This is a genomic window from Microcoleus sp. B4-C2 (assembly GCF_036705265.1).
Lineage (GTDB): Bacteria > Cyanobacteriota > Cyanobacteriia > Cyanobacteriales > Microcoleaceae > Microcoleus.
In genome coordinates this window covers 15,588-32,853 of sequence record NZ_JAUBUB010000029.1, presented here as the reverse complement: position 1 = coordinate 32,853, position 17,266 = coordinate 15,588, and the positions used below count along the sequence as shown (strand labels likewise).

Genomic DNA, 17,266 nt, shown 5'->3' with positions numbered 1-17,266 from the left:
GGGGAGCGTCGGGGTTCAGAAACCGGGTTTTTTAGCGAGTCTGGCGGTTCTAACGCGTCTTTTCGTAAAAACCCGGTTTCTAGGAGTCGGAGTGCGTCCAGAACTGTAAATTTTAGATTAGAGTCCACTTTCTTTTTGATACCACCGGGCAATAGACTTGCTACTTGCCCCCATTGACAGTCCTGCAATTAGCGACGGTGCTAGCAAGAAAATAATCTCAACACTCAAGTCGTTTAGCTTATTCCAACCCATTATCCGAAAGTAGACGATGCTTATCGAGGTACAGAGTACAATACTAATTGCAGTTAAAACCTGTCGGTGAAGTTTGGGATTAGTTAGGGGAAAAAACCACAAGCGGGTCACAATTCCTACGATTATTCCGTTTCCCAACCCCAGCAGCAAGCCCAGAAAAAGACCGATAAATCCTCCGAGAATTGTCGCCACTACCGGCAAAAGAAAGGTGCCGTAAATTGCTGCACAAGCTCCTACACCTAGAGTGCCCATCCAAGTGCTGCGCCCGATCGCATTCTTGAACAACCTAGAGGTATCTAGCGTTTTTCCCAGTCTCAATGTCTGGGAATATTTATTTATTTCCTGTGGTTTTTCTAGAACTTCTTTAGCTATTTGGACTGAGGCGGGACGGCATTCTAAACTGGGATGCGTCATCCACTTCAGCCAATTGGTAAAACCGAAACTCAGTTGGGTGAATTGCTCGAATTCGATCTGCAAATCTTGCTGTGGCAAATCGGCTGGATGCTGCTTGGTGATTAAGGCGATTAAGGTGGCTCCCAAGCTGTACAAGTCGGAAGCTGGAACTGCTCTCCCGCCAAATTGTTCGGGCGGCATATAGCCATAAGTTCCAACAACGGTGACTGTTTTCCCTTGTTGCGTGGCTAGGGTTTGAACTGCACCGAAATCGACTAGGTAAACTTCGCCGACGCTGTTTCCCGATCGATTCTTGAGTAAAATATTGCTGGGTTTAATGTCGCGGTGAATGACGGGGGGCTGTCGCTGGTGCAGATAGGCGAGGATGTCTAATAATGCTGTGGCTAATTGTTTGACTTCTCTTTCGCTGAAGGTGCGGCCGTCTGAGAGATATTCTTGTAGGGATTTGGCTGCGATGTAAGTCTGAACTAGGGCGAATCCTTTGCGCTTGGGCGTGTCGATTTCAAAGGAGTCGAGATATCGGGGAATTGCGGGATGGGATAGGGATTTTAAGGTTTCGACTTCTCGCTGGAACAGTTTTAAGTCTTCCCAGTTAAAGTCGCTGCTGAAGGAGAGGAGTTTGACTACTACTTGCTGTTGGGTTTTTAAGTCGCGGGCGAGTAAGGTTTGCCTTCCTGCTTGCTTGCCGAGCCGCCGATCGCACTGATAGCGATCGGCTAATATTTCTTTTGACAAATCGCCGATGTTTTCTCCGCTCATCTTCTCTTGCCCTAGAACCGATTAAACCTAGTGTAGTTGACAAAAGTGCAATAATCGGAAATGTTTGGGCTAGGGCAAAAAAAATTTTATGTCAAATAGCAACCGCCTTTAAAAGCCAGCTTTCTCGCACAATCAAGAAGCGCCTGAGTTAAGCTGGAATTTAATTTTGGATTTGCTTGTAAATTGACTGCACTACGTCGAGCAGGCTCAAGACTTGCTGCCATTCGGGGGCATCGGGGTTGTAGCTTTTGGCGCGCTGAGTTTTCAAACTGTGGTGCAAGAGGGAAAGCAGCGCGTCTGGAGACTGTAAGGAATTGTCCTCTTCATCTGCTGGGGTTTGGGCTGCATTTTCTTCGATGTCTTCTTTAATTTTTTGTGCTCGATCGGCGAGGGCTAAAGATCGGCCTGCCAGGTTTTCCGGCATTTTGGGCTGTTCGGACAAAGACGCGCTGGTTAGTTCTACCAATAGTTGACAGACTCGATCGACCCATTCGTGATCGTTTACTGAAAAGGAACCTGATTTGAACACTTGCCCGTCAGGTCTTTGTTGAATGGTTTGTACCTTCTGGATCAGAGGAATAGCCTTAACAGTGATATTTTCCGGGATTCTGGGGATATCTGACAGGGAGCTCCGAGCAATCTCCAGCAATAGTTGGTAAACCTGATCTACCCACTCAACATCTCCCGATTGCGAATTCCAATTATTCATAACTGACGCTAGTGGTTTTCTATATCTAAGACTAGAACATTGACTATCTGCGAAGGAAGCTCTTTTTAGGAGCCACTAACGCTATTAAGACTTAGGCGGACGGGGTGATAAACCCGGTTTTTGAGCGGATGTTTCGTCGCCTTTCTCCAAGATTTTTCTCAGAAACCGGGTAACGCTGCCGCCAGTCATAACTATTTTTAAGCGCTTCAAATAATAGAAGTGCTAAGTTTGTTGCCGTAGGTAGTGCGAACGAAACACGTAGGGCGAAACCCCCGCATCTCGCTTGCAAATTCAAATCCCGTTATATAACCATAATACCTGTTGGAGCTTATTTACAATTATCTCAATAGGATATTAAGGTTAATTGGTGGTGGGATGGGAGGCGCACCCCCGATCGCGATCGCCCCCGCCCCGAACCTTGACGCTACCGCCCGCATTTGCTGTGGGCTACTGCTATTTTTCTGTGAGATTCCACACACCATCCCAGTTGAGTACGTCTGAAAACCCATGTTGAAATAACATACAGCGATCGACGTGCAATTTAGCTGCCTTGTTTTTCGGGTCAACTTCCAGAACGGCGTTAAATTCGCGTTCAGCGTCTTTAAAGGCTTGCTTGGCTTTTGGTTCTAAGGCTTTCTTAAACTCGCTCAGCAGTTTTTTCACTCGATCGAGTCCCAGGTTTTCAAATTCCTCATCTAACATTTCTGCAACTGTCTCGCAGGCTCGACTTTTAATTTTCGCCTGCAATAGCTGCCTGATCTCTCCTGGTTTCAACCGCTTGATTTGGGGATTTGATGGTTCTAAGATGTCTGCTTCCAACAGCTTTTTGACTTCGCCTTCTTGCAAGTATTTAATATCGTCTGCTGATAGGGGCTTGATTTTTGCTTGCAGCAGCATTTTGGCTTCGTCTTCCGAGAGGTTTTTGATGCCTTCCAATTTCAGCAGTTGGATTTCTGGCTGCAACAGCACGATGAGTTTGTCTGATTCGGACAGGTTTTTCGGGTCGTACTCTGACAGCTTTTTCAGTTGATATAACAGGTTTTTGAGTTCGTGTTCCAACTGTTGCTCTAAATTGTAGGAAAGTTTCTTAATCTCTGCCTCCGGCATTTCGGCGACATCCTTTAAGATGTTTTTCACCTCACTTTCTGAGAGTCTTTGGCTGACTGGAGATTTGTAATGTTCGCGCCCCTTCGTGTAATGTTCTATAATTTGTTGCTGTGTTTCGGTTAGTGACTTGCCCACTGGCGAGTATCCCTCGCGGATGCCGACGAGTTCGTAAACGATTACAGGTTCGCTTTTGCCTTTGACAGTAATAAAGTCGAGTTCTCGCACGTACAGCCGATCGGCATAATCTCTGTAAGTATTGTCGCTGATGATCAAGTCGGTGCCGTACTGCTTGCTAGCGCCTTCTAAGCGAGAGGCGAGGTTAACGCCGTCTCCGATCGAAGTCAATTCCATGCGTTTGCTACTACCGATGTTGCCGCTGACAACTTCATCGGAATGTACGCCCATACCAATGCCGATCGGCAGTTCGCCATGTGCCATACGATCTTGATTAAACTGGGCCAATTTTTCCCGCATTTTCACCGCCGTTTGCATCGCGCACCAAGCATGATCCTCTAGGGGCGCTGGAGAGCCAAAAACTGCCATCAGAGCGTCACCGATGTATTTGTCGAGAGTCCCACCGTACTCGAATACGACATCTACCATCACTTCAAAATATTTATTCAGCATCACTACCACTTCTTCGGCTTGCAATTTTTCCGTAAGTGTGGTATAGCTGCGAATATCTGAGAACAGCACCGAAACGTTTTTGCGCTTACCGCCCAATCCTGTATCGCCTGAAGCTAACAAAGCTTCGGCTACTTCTGGCGTCATGTAACGGTACATCAAGTTTTTGATTTGCTTGGCGCTGCTAATATCTTCCATGACGACTAACGCGCCGTTTACCTTGTTGGGGTCGGTAGCGTCAGTCATTGAATTAATCGAGAGATTGATACTCTGCCCCTCTCCTTCCAAAGTAAGCAAAACTTGATCGGGGTAATACTGCTGGCGATCCTTATCGTCTTCGGGAGACAAAGACGCATCAAACCATTTGGCAAAATCGCCTTTTTCTAACTTAATTAACTCGCGCAAAGATTGACCTTCGCCTAATTCTGCATCGCTGACACCCAGTAATTTTTTGGCACTGGGATTGGTCGCTACTATATTGCCTTTTTTATCTGTAGAAATCACGCCGTTAGTCAAGGCGTGCAGCATATCTTTTTGTCTTTGTTCTTGCTGTTTGACTTCGGCAAACAGTTTGGCGTTTTGCAGCGCGACTCCTGCTTGGATGTTAAACGCCTTCATAAATTCCATGTCGTTGCGATTGAAACTCGCTTTCCACTGTTCCGGGGCGTGAGGCCAATCTTCCGGGTTGTAGGGGGGGAATTCTCCTTGTCGTTTTTTATTAACTAATTGGGTGACGCCAATCAATTTTTTGTCCGAGTTAAATACGGGCATACAAAGCATACTGCAAGTGCGGTAGCCCGACTTTTGATCTACTTCTTTGGAAGTGGCGGCGCGGGGGTCGTCGTACACGTCAAAGGGAATCAGCAGCGGTTCGCTAGATTGGGCGACGATGCCTGCAAAACCTGCGGTTCTGGGTATGCGAATTTCTTTAAGGTTGCCCCCCATCGGGATTTTAGTCCACAGTTCGTCTTTCTCTTCGTCGATCAGCCACAGGGTGCTGCGATCGGCATTCATGAGTTCTTGGGCTTGATCCATCACCCTTTTTAGGGTATCTTCTAAGTCTAAACTGCTCTGAGAAAGAGCGTTGACGGCATTCATCAGCGCCGTTGCTGCTCGTTGTCTCTGAGTTGCTGCGTAGAAAGATTTGGAAGATTCTAGAATTAGGCGAATCGAGGGAGCAAATTCTTTAAAAACTTGTTCGTCTTCTTTAGTAAATCCGTGCCTGTCTATTTGTTCGTCTAAAGTCGGGTATTTTTCGTGATTTGGTCTTAGTTTATTAATCAGTTGAACAACTGCTACTAACTCTTTTGTATCTTCATTAATCAGGGGCATTGCCAGCATTGTATAAGTGCGGTAGCCCGTTTTTTCATCAGTTTTTTTGGCGTTAGCCGATCGTTCGTCGTTGTAAAAATCGTAAGGGATATTAACCACTTTTTGGAACGTGGCTACTTCTCCTGCAATGCCCACGTGGGCCGGAACTCGGATTTCTAGGTTTTTGCCATTTTCGTCTTTAGCGACGATCGCCCAGAGTTCATTTTTTTCGTCGTCTAATAAAAATATCGTGCTGCGATCGGCATTCAGCAATTCCCCTGTTTTGAGGGTAATCGACTGCAACATCTCGTTGAGTATGGCGTCAAATCCCTCGCTCTCCAGGATATTGTCGAGCATTCCCAGGGTTTGATTGACAACCTTAAGTTTGTCTTCTACTTCCTTAACTACTACTGTGAAACTTTGCTTATTTAGAAGGTCGAGAATGCCAGAGAGGTTTCCTTGGCGCGGGATAATTGCACTGCTCCTAATTTCCGGGGGAGAATAATGTTCCTGATGATGATTTTCACCGCCGACAACAGCGACATCAATCACGTTGTCCAGAGAAGAGTAATTGGTGGAAGATGCAGATTTCATAGACCTTTACAGAAGCTTAAGTGTAAGGGTTAGTCTCTAAGCGAAGAGAGCCGGGAAGTTGATTAGTGAGTCACCTGTCGCACAAGACTCAAGTATGTTTGATACTCCCCACTGATGAATCAGGGGGATTCTTGACTAAGACCATAAAGGGACTTTCAAAGGCGTTATCAATGCGCCTCTACTGACTTCTTTGAGACAAAGCCCCAAAGTTGCCGCTACTTTTCTACCGATATTGCCTGCCCCATTGCAATCAGCATTAATCAACAAACCTTCAAGAGTACGGTACAATCCGCGCTTAATTCTTTGACCGCAAGGTTGCCACCCTTCTGGTTTTTCGCAGAATTTAGGTAGCAAATCAAGATCGATAAAGGAAGCCTTCGACGTATACGACTCTTCGGTTTCCACAAACCGAATCCCGTACTGCTCGCATAACTGAGCAATACGGGATTTTAGCCTGCCAGTTGGAATCTGAACAAAATTTTGATTAGTTTTATTTCCTAAACTAATACCATTTTTCATGACAGCATTCCAGCCGAATACTACAGTACCAATTTTATTGAGCAAGCAATGATTTATTACTTTTCGAGCTGCTTTGTTGACAGCATCCCGCATGGTGCGATTGCGATTCTCAGTTAAACCCTCCAATCGTTTTGACCAGTAACCATTCGCTTTCCCTGACATCAAAAACGCAACACGCTTGTTATATCCTTGATTGATGGACTTCAGATGTCGTCCGTCAATTATTAAGCTAGTCCCCACATTGCTGATACAAGTCAACCAATTGTTCATCCCGTGGTCGATCATCAAGACCTTGGATTGGTCTACCTCTACTTGGACATCTTTCAGTTTGTAAATCAACTCTAAATAGAAGGCACCGTTTCGAGGTAGAATCCTATATTCTCTGATTGCTTTGTAGTCGAGATTGGTAGGCCGAGGAAGATAGAAAGCATCCAAGCCGAACCAAGTTTTAACCTTGCTGCCCAATGGGAATCTCAGTAGTCCATCCTTAAGCCGGACAGAGCGACCTGTATAAGTCACTAAAGCTAGACCGCCTTGTCGATAATTCGGTAATCTAGGTCTTTGGGTTACAGTGCCTTTGCCAATTCCTCTCAGTAGTCCAATGTAGGATTTAAAAGACTCAGCGACGGTAGTTAAAATCTGTTGCGCGGTATCCGAATAAAATGCTTTGTAATGCAAGTTCTGGTTTTCTGTACCAAGCACTTTGTGCAACTGGGCCCTACTCGGTATCTGGCCTGTCTTGAAGTACATTTGGCGAGCATAATATATTCCGCAGTTCGTCAACTTTGACGACTCGCTACAAAGGAATTCTAGAATTGCTTTTAAGTCTGTATTGGGACTTATTAGATTTTGTTGGCATCCAAACATATTCTCTTTCCTCCTTGTTAAATTATACTATCATAGTAGGATTTAATCCTGTCAAAAATAAACAATATAATTCTGTTTATGTTCATGATTTGACCCCTGCTGTAGATCGATCTACAGCAGGGGTCAAATCTGTCGTAGCCTATCTTCTGCTATGAAGGAATTAATTGAGGATAAAGATGTTAGGCGACGGTCGTCGCTGCCGCTTTCCTCCCCATGTCGGTAGCCCGGGGCTTCTCGCTCGTTTTTTGGTGAAAGTATTTCCCAGTTTACAGAACTCCGGCCACAAGGCAAGGGCAATTCAGTTGGCCTTGCTGCCCAAGGGAGGGTGGGAGAGTAACGAGGCGGTGGGAGTGCTGCAATCTTTTTAGAGAGCGCGAATCTTGTTTAAAAGGTTTATTAACTGATTTTGACATTGTGCGTGCCTGGTTTAAGTAAGTTCTGCCGATCTTTGAGCCGATCGCCCCCAGTAACATGAATGCGTACTGGCGGGAGGACTGCTGAAAGAGGGGTGGCCTTGTGGGACTAGCCGCAATTGTGACACTACCAGTTGCTAGTGATGTGTGCCCTTCTCTACACAATTGTGGTTTTTAACTAGAATTTCTCTCTATTTTGCTGCTCTTAGCTTTCATCCCACTAAATTCACGGGGTTTTCAGCTTTTTTTTGTAAAATTTGCGGTTGACATTTTTAGTGTAACCTCCGACTCGGAAAAAACTCCGCCTTTTAACCCCCCGATCGGCTTGAGGGTGTCATCAGGGTTTGGCGGACTGAGTTTGGCGCAATCCGGCGGCTTCGACAAGCAGGGATTCGGCGAAGGCGATAGCTTCTGTTGCTGACCGGCCACTGGCGAGTTGGGCGAGTTCTTCCCGCCGCTGCTCACTGTTGAGGGCGGCAACTCTGACTACTGTACGTTCGACTGGTTCGGAGTTGGCTGCGGGTTCCTCGATACTTGGTTCTGCTTCGATCGTCTGTTTGTTGACGCGAAAATGACAATCAGCCATGGCGGCGATCAGCGGCTGGTGGGTGACGCAGAGAACTTGGTGTTTGTCGGAGAGTTGGTAGAGTTTTTTGGCGATCGCCCCAGCGACTCTCCCGGAGACTCCGGCGTCGATTTCGTCAAAAATCAGCGTACCGGCGCTTTCAATTTGGGAAAAACAGGCTTTGATGGCCAGCAGAAAGCGGCTCATTTCTCCCCCGGAGGCGATCGCGCCCAGAGGTTGCAATGGTTCGCCCGGATTCGGGCTGAAACAAAAGGCGATTTGGTCGGCACCGGTAGCGGTTGGGGTACAAGGCGATATCTCGACTTGAAATTGCACTTTTTCCATTGCTAACGGCTTAAGTTCTCCTACGAGGTGCGTTTCTAGTTTGAGGGCTGCTTCGCGTCGCAGGGTGGTGAGGTGGCTGCAAGCGTCTTTTAATTGCTCTAAAGCGGTCTGATATGCGAGTTCTAAGGCTTCCATTGACTCGCCTCCTTCTAAAAGTTCGTTCAGTTCGTTTTGGATGCTTTGATAGTAGGCGATCGCTTCTTTGAGCGGCCCGTATTTGCGACAAATTTGTTTGAGTTCGCGAATCCGATCTTCTACTTCTTCGAGTCTTTCGGGATCTGCTTCTAATTGTTCGCCGTAGCTGCTAATTTGCCGGCTGGCTTCTGTGGCTTGAGCTAAAGCATCGCTGACCATTTCTAGGATTGGTTGCAACTGCACATCGTAAACCGCCATGTCGCTTAAAATTCCTTCGGCTTTGCTCAACAAGTCGGCGGCTGATGCGCTGTCGCCCTCGTTTTGGTACAGGGCTTGGTGGACTTGGTAACTCTGCTGCTGCAATTCGACGACGTGGCTCAGCCGGATTGATTCGTGTTCTAGCTGTTCGAGTTCGTCGGCGTCTTCGATGTGGGCTTCGCCGAGTTCTCGGACTTGGTATTCTAACAAATCAAGTCTTTGCAGTCGCTGCTGTTCCGACTGACGCCTGCGTTTGAGGGCGGTTTTGGCGCTGTTGGCTGCCAGCCACGCGGAGGTGATGCTCGATCGCGCTTCCGTGAGCTTTTTGCCGCCGTATAAATCGAGCCATTCTCGCTGGAGGGTTTCTTGTCCGAGGTGGACGGTTTGGCCTTGGGCGGTAATTTCGACCAGCCGATCGCGCAGTTGATCCATTAACTGGCGGTTGACGAGAATTCCGTTCAAGCGCGATCGGCTACGCAGAGCACCGCTAGAGGCGTTAATTTCCCGGCTGCAAACGGCTAAATTTCCGTCTATGGGTTCGATTTCTTGCTCGCCCAGCCATCTTGCGGAAGCTTTGTCCAATTCAAAGGTAGCTTCCAATATTGCCCGCGCTGCTCCGGTGCGAATCGATCGGCGATCGACTTTCCCGCCCAACACTGCATCGATCGCATCTAAGATAATCGATTTACCAGCGCCGGTTTCCCCTGTAAATACGTTCAAACTCGGGCCAAATTCTAGATCCAGGCAGTCAATTAAGGCAAAGTTTTCTATTCTGAGGGATATTAACATGGAAGATGGGGAATTGGGAATTGGGAATTGGGCATCGGGCATCGGGCATCGGGCATTGGCTCCTCCACTATCGGGCGCGTCGAATTTCCCTAGTCCAATTTTCATTTTTAATTAGAATACTTTTGATTTTGCCACGTTCTATGGAGTCTCAACATTAATGCAAAATAAATTTCTGGTTCCCATTGCTCTATTAAGTGTTGTCTTGATTGGAGCTTTTGGGTGGAATCTGCACCAAGACAAGCAGCGAGTCTATGAATTAACCCTGGCGACTGGAGCGAAAAGCGGGAATTATTATCCTTTCGGGCAGGCAATTGCTGAGGTAATTACGAAACAAAATCCGCGTCTGCGAATTCGAGTTATTGAGAGTCAAGGTGCTGAGGAAAATATGCGCTGGCTGGAGGCAAATGAGGTGCAGTTAGCGATCGTGCAGAACAATACAGAGGCGGTGCCTTCGGCGAGGGTAGTCGCTGCTTTGTTTAATGAGGTTTTTCACTTAATTGTTTCGGAAAAGTCTGGTATTCAAAATGTTGCTGATTTGCAGGGAAAAAATATTGCGCTGATGGCTGAAGGCAGCGGTTCTTATACTTCTTTTTGGTTAGTCAGCCGACATTACGGTTTGAAAGAAAGCGATTTTAAGTTTACTGCTGGCTCTTGGGATGACGCTACTAAGTTGTTTGCTAGCGGCGAGGTTGATGCTATTTTTAGGGTGCTACCTCCGGGGAGCAATGTTGTTAGCGATTTGTTGCAAAATACCCGTGGCAAGTTGGTGCCGATTGACCAAGGATCTGCGATGAGAATTAAAGTACCTTATCTGGAAGCTGATGTGATTCCCAAGGGTACTTACAAGGCAGAGCCTGCTGTTCCCGATGCGGATTTACCCAGCGTTGGAGTGCAGGCTAATCTGCTGGCTGGGGAGGATCTAGATCCGATAATTGTCAAGGAAATTACGCGAATTTTGTTCGAGCACCGCCGCAACTTGGTAGCTGCTAATTCCCTGGGAGCTATGATTAGTCAGCCGGGAGGCAGCGGGAGTTTGTCTTTGCCCGTTCATGAGGGAGCTCAGGCTTATTACGATCGCGAAAAGCCGGATTTTGTTGCTGCTAATTCTGATGCTATTGGCTTGTTTTTGTCCATCGGCACTCTTTTGGCTTCTTGGCTTTGGCAGTTGCGATCGCGCTTGTTGGAGAAACAAAAAAATCGAGCTGATAAATTTAATTTGGCTATTTTAAGTTTGATCCAACAAATTCGCCAAGCGAAAGCTTTGGAAGAAATCGATCGGTTGCAGGCAGAGTTATTTAATATTTTTAATCAAGTGATTGTGGACTTGGATGAAGATCGGATTGATTCTGAATCTTTTCAAGGTTTTACTTTTACTTGGGAAACTGCGATTAAGATTGCAAGCGAGCGAGAAAAAATGCTGCGGAATGTGCACTTTGTTTCCAATGGTTTAGAATCTGATGCCACTCTTATCAAAGAGCGGGAGATTTAATTTCTATTCCTCGTTGGCACTTGGGCTTGAGTGCCGGGAGGTTAGTAGTTGCGCTCTTTGCGCCCCAAAGTTTGTAGTTGAGTTCAACTCCTAAAGCGCAACTACAAACTGAATGGCTGCGTAATTCAGCAATTTCTACTCCTTTGAGCCGACGAAGCCTAAGTGTTTCCAAGCAGCGGCTGTGGCAATTCTGCCCCGACTTGTGCGCTGCAAAAATCCGATTTGCATTAAGTACGGTTCGTACACATCCTCAATTGTTTGAGTGTCTTCTCCTGTGGATGCTGCGAGAGTTTCTAAACCAACCGGGCCGCCGTTAAAGTTTTCGATCATTGCTGTCAAAAGGCATCGATCAGTCCAATCCAAACCTAGCGGATCTACGTTGAACAATTCGAGGGCCACTGAGGCAACTTCGGCATCAATTGGCTTTAAATTTTTGACTTCGCTGTAGTCTCTAACTCGCCGCAGCAAGCGGTTAGCGATCCGGGGGGTTCCGCGAGCTCGGCGGGCAATTTCTGTGGCTCCTTCTGGGGTGATTTGAGTGTCGAGAACTTGGGCGCTTCTTTGGACAATTAGACTAAGTTCGTCTATTTCGTAGTAGCGCAATCTTTGAATCAAGCCGAAGCGATCGCGCAATGGAGATGTCAGCGATCCGACTTTTGTGGTTGCTCCTACTAAGGTAAATGGTTTCAGGGGAATGCTGCGAATTTTGGCGCTTTTGCCTTGACCGATCGTAATATCTAACCGACAGTCTTCCATCGCCGGATAGAGGATTTCTTCTGTAACTTTAGATAAGCGGTGAATTTCGTCGATAAACAGCACGTCGCCTGCTTTGAGGTTGATCAGCAATCCGACAATATCTCGCGGTTTTTCTAACGCTGGGGCGGTGGTGATTTTGCATTCAACTTCCATTTCTGCTGCTAGAATTAGCGACATTGTGGTTTTTCCCAACCCTGGCGGCCCGTAGAGTAACAGGTGATCCATAGGTTCGCCGCGAGATTTGGCTGCTGCAATTGCGATCGCCAAAACTTCTCTTAAGTCTTTTTGCCCGATGTATTCAGCTAGCCGTTGGGGTCGAATTTTGTCGTCTTGTTTGCTGTTGATTTCGTCGGGTAGTTCTTGCGATTCTAGCAAAGATTCCGCCTGGGGTTTGGCGGCTTTTTTGCGACGGGCTGGGGCTATGTCTTCGGGTAGATTTGGGTCGGGGGGCTGTTGTTTGGAGGAGATAATAGCCATATTTATTTGCGATCGCGCAGCGGGAAGTGTTTACAATTGTTAGCAGAATCTTTAAAATTATTGAGTTCGTTATGAGTATTCCATCTTCTTTATTAGCATCGGAAAGCATAACTTTTGAGGGGGCGATCGAGCTGACTCAATCTTTACTGTCGTTCATGGAGGCCGATCGACTTTTACAAGCCGACATCCAGCAAGCTGTTACATCTCTGGTGAAAACACAGAACGGTGCTAGGGGGTTTTTTGTCACCTATCTAACGGACGATCGACCGGAGGCAGATCACCCGTCACCCGGAGTAGTCGAGGCGCTGCGATCGGCTCCTGAGATCGTAGCAGAACTGCTGGTGAAAAATTTGGCGATGTCGGCGGCAATGGTTGTACATCATTCGCGCCAGCAAAAGGAGGAAATGGCGGCTGATTCTGCTAGAGTGCAGGAGCGATCGCGCAATTTAATTCAAATGCTGCAAATGGCAGCGTGTCAAACTATAGCGTCGCAAATGCTAGAAAGTTTGCACAGTGCCAACGGCGAGTATGAAAAATTTTTCCGGCGGTGGGGCTACGATGACGAGCAAAAACGGGCGATCGGTTCGGCAGTGCGGGGTGCGATCGGCTAAAATAACCTCCCAAGGAAGGGGAAAGAAGAAAGAAACAAGAAGCCCAAGCCAGGGTGGCAGATCCTTGATCAAAACGACGGGGCTGTGGAATAATTGCGGTTTAGCAAAAGCTGCACAGTTGTAGCTTGAGTTGATTTAGGTGTGAAGGTAGTGAACGAGGGCGAAAAAATTGCAGAGAACTGTGAAAGAAGTTGCCCAAAAAGCCCGAAGGGTGGGCGGCAGGCCGCCCGCAAGTAGGCAGCGGTGGGCGAAGCTGAATCTGCTGGCAACATTGGTGCGCCGGGACTTGGAAGCTCAATACAAAGGCTCGATTCTGGGCAATTTTTGGCCGCTGCTGAATCAGCTATCGCAATTGGTGATTTACACTTATGTATTCTCGATCGTCCTCAAGGTAAAGCTCAGCCTTGCAGGCTTCCCAGAAAACAGCGACATTACATTTGGAGTCTGGTTGTTTGCAGGTTTGCTGCCTTGGACGGCCTTCACCAGCGGTTTGATCAAGTCGGGAGTATCCGTGGTGGGGCAGCCTAATTTAGTCAAAAAAGTGGTATTTCCTCTCGGTTTGCTGCCCCTAGTGCCGATTTTTACAGCTTTTATTGAAAGTTCTCTGGGTTTAGCAGCTTTGATTGTGATAGTTGCAGTGTCGTCGCAAAAGCTCAACGCTACTTTATGCTTACTGCCGTTGGTGTGGATACCTCAGTTGCTGATAACTGCTGGTTTGGGATATTTGACAGCCGGCTTGACTGTATTTTTGCGAGACATTCCTCAGACATTAGGTGTTATTCTAAATTTTTGGTTTTATTTGACGCCGATCGTCTACCCAGCATCAATCATCCCCCAAGAGTGGCGAGGGTGGGTATTTTGGCTAAATCCAATGGCCGCCATCTCGGAGGTTTATCGAGACCTCATACTGCTTGGAGAAGTTAAGCATTGGGGCGAATGGGGTGTCGCCACGCTAATTTCTGCTGCTATATTTTGTGGGGGTTGGGCGGTTTACCGGCGTTTGCGTCCCGCTTTTGCTGACGTGCTGTAAATTTGTTTGAGATATGCTGTAAATTTGTTTGAGATATAGAGCATATTCTATTTATATGTAGTACACACAATTTTCTAGCCCGTGTAAGGTGCGTCGCCACCCGTCAATCTGCAAGTTTTATCCAATATCTCGCAGCGACGCACCCTACAGATTAACACCACACAATAGAGCTGCTAATGTACTTTATGAACCACCGAATATGCTGTAAAGTCAATCTAAAATCTAAAATCTAAAATCTAAAATCTAAAATCTAAAATCTAAAATCGGATGACAGAAAATGTAATTTCACTAAAAAATGTTTCCAAATGCTTTAAGCGGTACGATCGTCCAGGAGACCGCTTAAAGGAAATTATTTACCCCACCAAAAAACTTGCTGACGAATTTTGGGCCCTACACGACATCAATCTGGAAATTCCTCAAGGACAAACTCTGGGAATCGTCGGTCGCAACGGTTCGGGGAAAAGCACTCTCCTGCAAATAATTGTGGGGACGCTGACTCCTACCGCAGGAAGCGTCGATGTTAAAGGCCGAGTCTCCGCTTTGTTGGAACTCGGAAGCGGGTTTAACCCGGAATTTACCGGGCGACAAAATGTGTTTTTTAACGCTCAGTTACTGGGATTCAATCAAAAAGAAACTGAAGAAAAGTTTGACGATATAGCTGCTTTTGCTGATATTGGCGATTTCATCGAACAGCCAGTCAAGACTTATTCTAGCGGTATGTTTGTCAGGCTAGCTTTTGCCGTTGCGACTAGCGTCGAGCCGGATATTTTAGTGGTTGACGAGGCGCTTTCGGTGGGGGACGAAGCTTTTCAACGCAAGTGTTTTGCCCGCTTGCAAAGCATTCAGGAAGGTGGCGGAACAATTTTATTTGTTTCTCACGCTGCTACTTCTGTGGTGCAACTTTGTACGTCGGCGATTTTAATGGATAGCGGTGAATTGCTGCTCGCTCACACGCCGAAGGTGGTAATTTCTAAGTATCAAAAGCTGATTTATGCCGATCCGGATCAGGTTCTGGGGTTGAAGTCAGATATTCGAGCTCTGAACCAACTGACAAAACAGGAAAGTCAAAACCAGCTTCAGGATGCTAATTTAGAAAGCACAAAGAGGGAAGTTAAACCGGAGCAACATCTCTCAAAACCGCAGGAATATTACGATGAATTTTACGATCCGGGGATGATACCGTCGAATACGGTAAGGTATCCGTCTCGTGGAGCGGAAATTATCAACCCCCACATCGAGACGCTGAAGGGAAATGTGGTAAATCACTTGCTCGGTCGTCAAGATTATATTTATACTTACTCTGTCACTTTTTCCCGGTCAACTTCCAAAGTTAGGTTTGGAATGTTGATTAAAACAATTAGTGGTTTTGAGTTGGCGGGTGCTTCTTTGAAGGCTTCTACTCAGTCAGTTAGGTATGTGGAAGCGGGAACGACAATTGTAGTGAAGTTTCATTTTAAATGTTTGCTGAATCCCGGTGTTTATTTTCTGAATGCTGGGGTTGTCGGAACGGTAGATGGAGATTTAACTTATCTGGATCGCTGTGTTGATGTGGCGATGTTTAGAGTTCAGTCTTGTACTGAGTCCTGCGGTAACGGCATCGTTGACTTGCTGATCGAACCGTGTTTAACTGTTGTTAATGCTGATTCTCTAGTTAAAGAGCAGTCAACAGAGGTTATCTAAAATTCTGTAAAAAAAATGAGCGATATCAATTTAGATTTAGTCGAAAATCCCGTAATCAAAGCATTTATTCAAGATCAAACTAAGTTTCCCGAAAATTTTAAACTGAATATCTGCGAAGACGATGAAATGTATTTGTTCAGCTTGAACAACGTCAAAGACGATCGCGATCGGGCTTTGGTGCGCTATTATTCGATCGGGCGTCGCATCTTGGATACGGTTAAACAAGTTGTGGAATGGCATTTTGGCAGTTTTGAAAATGTACCTTCTTTTCTAGATTTTGCCTGCGGTTACGGTCGATTTACCAGGTTTTTGATTCAGGAAATACCGCCGGAACGAATTTGGGTTTCTGATATTTATGCTAACGCGGTTAAGTTTCAAACTGAATACTTGGGCGTCAACGGTATTGTCTCAACTGGAAAACCCGAAAATTATTTAATTGACCGCAAGTTTGACAGCATTCTGGCTAATTCTTTTTTCAGCCATATGCCGGAAAGAACTTTTACAAGTTGGTTGCAAAATTTGTACGATTTGTTGACTCCTAACGGCATTTTGATGTTCAGCGTTCACGATGAGTGTTTGCGCCTAGCAAATATAGAAATGCCGGCTAATGGTATTTTGTTTAGTGCTCAAAGCGAAAGCCAGTCTTTAGATAAGGAGGAATATGGCACAACTTATGTAACTGAAAAGTTTGTGAGAGAATGTGTCGAGAGAGTTAGCGGTGGCAAAGCTTTTGTTCACCGCATCAAAAAAGGTATATGCAGATTTCAGGATTTGTATGTTGTCACAAATGAGCTAGTTAGAGATTTTTCGGAGTTGAATTTCAATCACCACCCAGAAGGATATATTGATGTTGCTGCTTTTACGAATAAGGAGAATTTGTATCTGGAAGGATGGGTAGCTGATGTGAATCTCAACGGTCGAGTTGAGGATCTGCAAGTGCTGGTAAACGGGGAGGTTGTACAGAGGTGCGAGCCTTTTTACGATCGCCCGGATGTGGCTGGATATTTTGAAACTGATGGGGCTCTGCAGTCGGGTTGGAGCTGTTATTTACCCAAAAACACTGTAGGGTTGCAGGATGTGTTAATAGTCAAAGCAATCAACAACTATGGTTGGGAATGGATTCTGGAAACTTGCACTGTAAAATCGCTGATTAACCAAAGACAATCGCAGTCTTTATTGGGTTCTACTCAGACAAAACTCAAATTACTTGAGACTCAGTTAGAGTCGGCTAGGATTGAATGGGATCAAAATCAAAGTAAGTTAATGATTACTGAAACAAAGTTGGAAGAATCTCAAACAAATTTGCAAGAAACTCAAAGTCAATTAGTTGCAGCTCAAATGCAATTGGAGCAAACTCAACATCAGTTAGTATCTGTGCAAACGCAGTTGGAAAAAACCGAAAATCAGCTAATTAATCTGAAGCAAGAACTAGAGCAAGCGAAGTGTAGGGTTTTGGCAATGGAAAGCAGCAAGTTCTGGAAGCTCAGAAGCGCGTGGTTTCAAGTCAGGCGAAAGCTGGGCTTAGCGGGAGATTAGTGAGTAAATTTGGTTGGTGTGGGAAT

General features: G+C 46.1%; 11 protein-coding genes. 5 read left to right on the top strand and 6 right to left on the bottom strand.

From position 1 onward, the window contains the following. Positions 1 to 117: 117 nt before the first annotated feature. From QUB20_RS11475 to recN, 5 genes are all read right to left on the bottom strand, one after another. A complete protein-coding gene (locus QUB20_RS11475) occupies positions 118 to 1,425 on the bottom strand; it encodes a serine/threonine-protein kinase (RefSeq protein ID WP_333246179.1) in 1,308 nt (435 codons plus the stop codon). 160 nt (positions 1,426 to 1,585) lie between these two features. Then, entirely contained in the window at positions 1,586 to 2,134 is a 549-nt protein-coding gene (locus QUB20_RS11470; protein WP_333053499.1) for an inorganic pyrophosphatase, read from the bottom strand. A 453-nt stretch (positions 2,135 to 2,587) separates the two neighbouring features. Beyond that, complete coding sequence (locus QUB20_RS11465; protein WP_333246177.1) at positions 2,588 to 5,770, bottom strand: GAF domain-containing protein; 3,183 nt, start codon at positions 5,768 to 5,770, stop codon at positions 2,588 to 2,590. 135 nt (positions 5,771 to 5,905) lie between these two features. After that, on the bottom strand, positions 5,906 to 7,156 hold the full coding sequence (locus QUB20_RS11460) for a transposase (RefSeq protein WP_333246175.1): 1,251 nt from the start codon (positions 7,154 to 7,156) through the stop codon (positions 5,906 to 5,908). Between the two features lie 750 nt (positions 7,157 to 7,906). Then, a complete protein-coding gene (gene recN, locus QUB20_RS11455) occupies positions 7,907 to 9,661 on the bottom strand; it encodes a DNA repair protein RecN (RefSeq protein ID WP_333246209.1) in 1,755 nt (584 codons plus the stop codon). A 157-nt stretch (positions 9,662 to 9,818) separates the two neighbouring features. Between recN and QUB20_RS11450 the strand changes: the two genes are divergently transcribed. Next, positions 9,819 to 11,150: a TAXI family TRAP transporter solute-binding subunit gene (locus QUB20_RS11450; protein ID WP_333246172.1), complete on the top strand. Its 1,332-nt coding sequence runs from the start codon at positions 9,819 to 9,821 to the stop codon at positions 11,148 to 11,150. Between the two features lie 135 nt (positions 11,151 to 11,285). On the opposite strand, the gene ruvB is transcribed toward QUB20_RS11450, so the two are convergent. After that, on the bottom strand, positions 11,286 to 12,383 hold the full coding sequence (ruvB, locus tag QUB20_RS11445; protein WP_333245018.1) for a Holliday junction branch migration DNA helicase RuvB: 1,098 nt from the start codon (positions 12,381 to 12,383) through the stop codon (positions 11,286 to 11,288). Between the two features lie 71 nt (positions 12,384 to 12,454). Here ruvB and QUB20_RS11440 point away from each other — a divergent pair, with 71 nt between their 5' ends. The 4 genes from QUB20_RS11440 to QUB20_RS11425 all read left to right on the top strand — a co-directional run bounded on the left by QUB20_RS11440 (position 12,455) and on the right by QUB20_RS11425 (position 17,240). Next, positions 12,455 to 12,994 (top strand): hypothetical protein, encoded by a 540-nt coding sequence (locus tag QUB20_RS11440; protein WP_333246170.1) that lies wholly within the window; start codon positions 12,455 to 12,457, stop codon positions 12,992 to 12,994. A gap of 181 nt (positions 12,995 to 13,175) precedes the next feature. Beyond that, positions 13,176 to 14,024: an ABC transporter permease gene (locus QUB20_RS11435; protein ID WP_445299393.1), complete on the top strand. Its 849-nt coding sequence runs from the start codon at positions 13,176 to 13,178 to the stop codon at positions 14,022 to 14,024. A 267-nt stretch (positions 14,025 to 14,291) separates the two neighbouring features. Beyond that, positions 14,292 to 15,704 (top strand): ABC transporter ATP-binding protein, encoded by a 1,413-nt coding sequence (locus QUB20_RS11430; RefSeq protein ID WP_333246168.1) that lies wholly within the window; start codon positions 14,292 to 14,294, stop codon positions 15,702 to 15,704. A 15-nt stretch (positions 15,705 to 15,719) separates the two neighbouring features. Beyond that, positions 15,720 to 17,240 (top strand): methyltransferase, encoded by a 1,521-nt coding sequence (locus QUB20_RS11425; protein WP_333246166.1) that lies wholly within the window; start codon positions 15,720 to 15,722, stop codon positions 17,238 to 17,240. Positions 17,241 to 17,266: the final 26 nt, after the last annotated feature.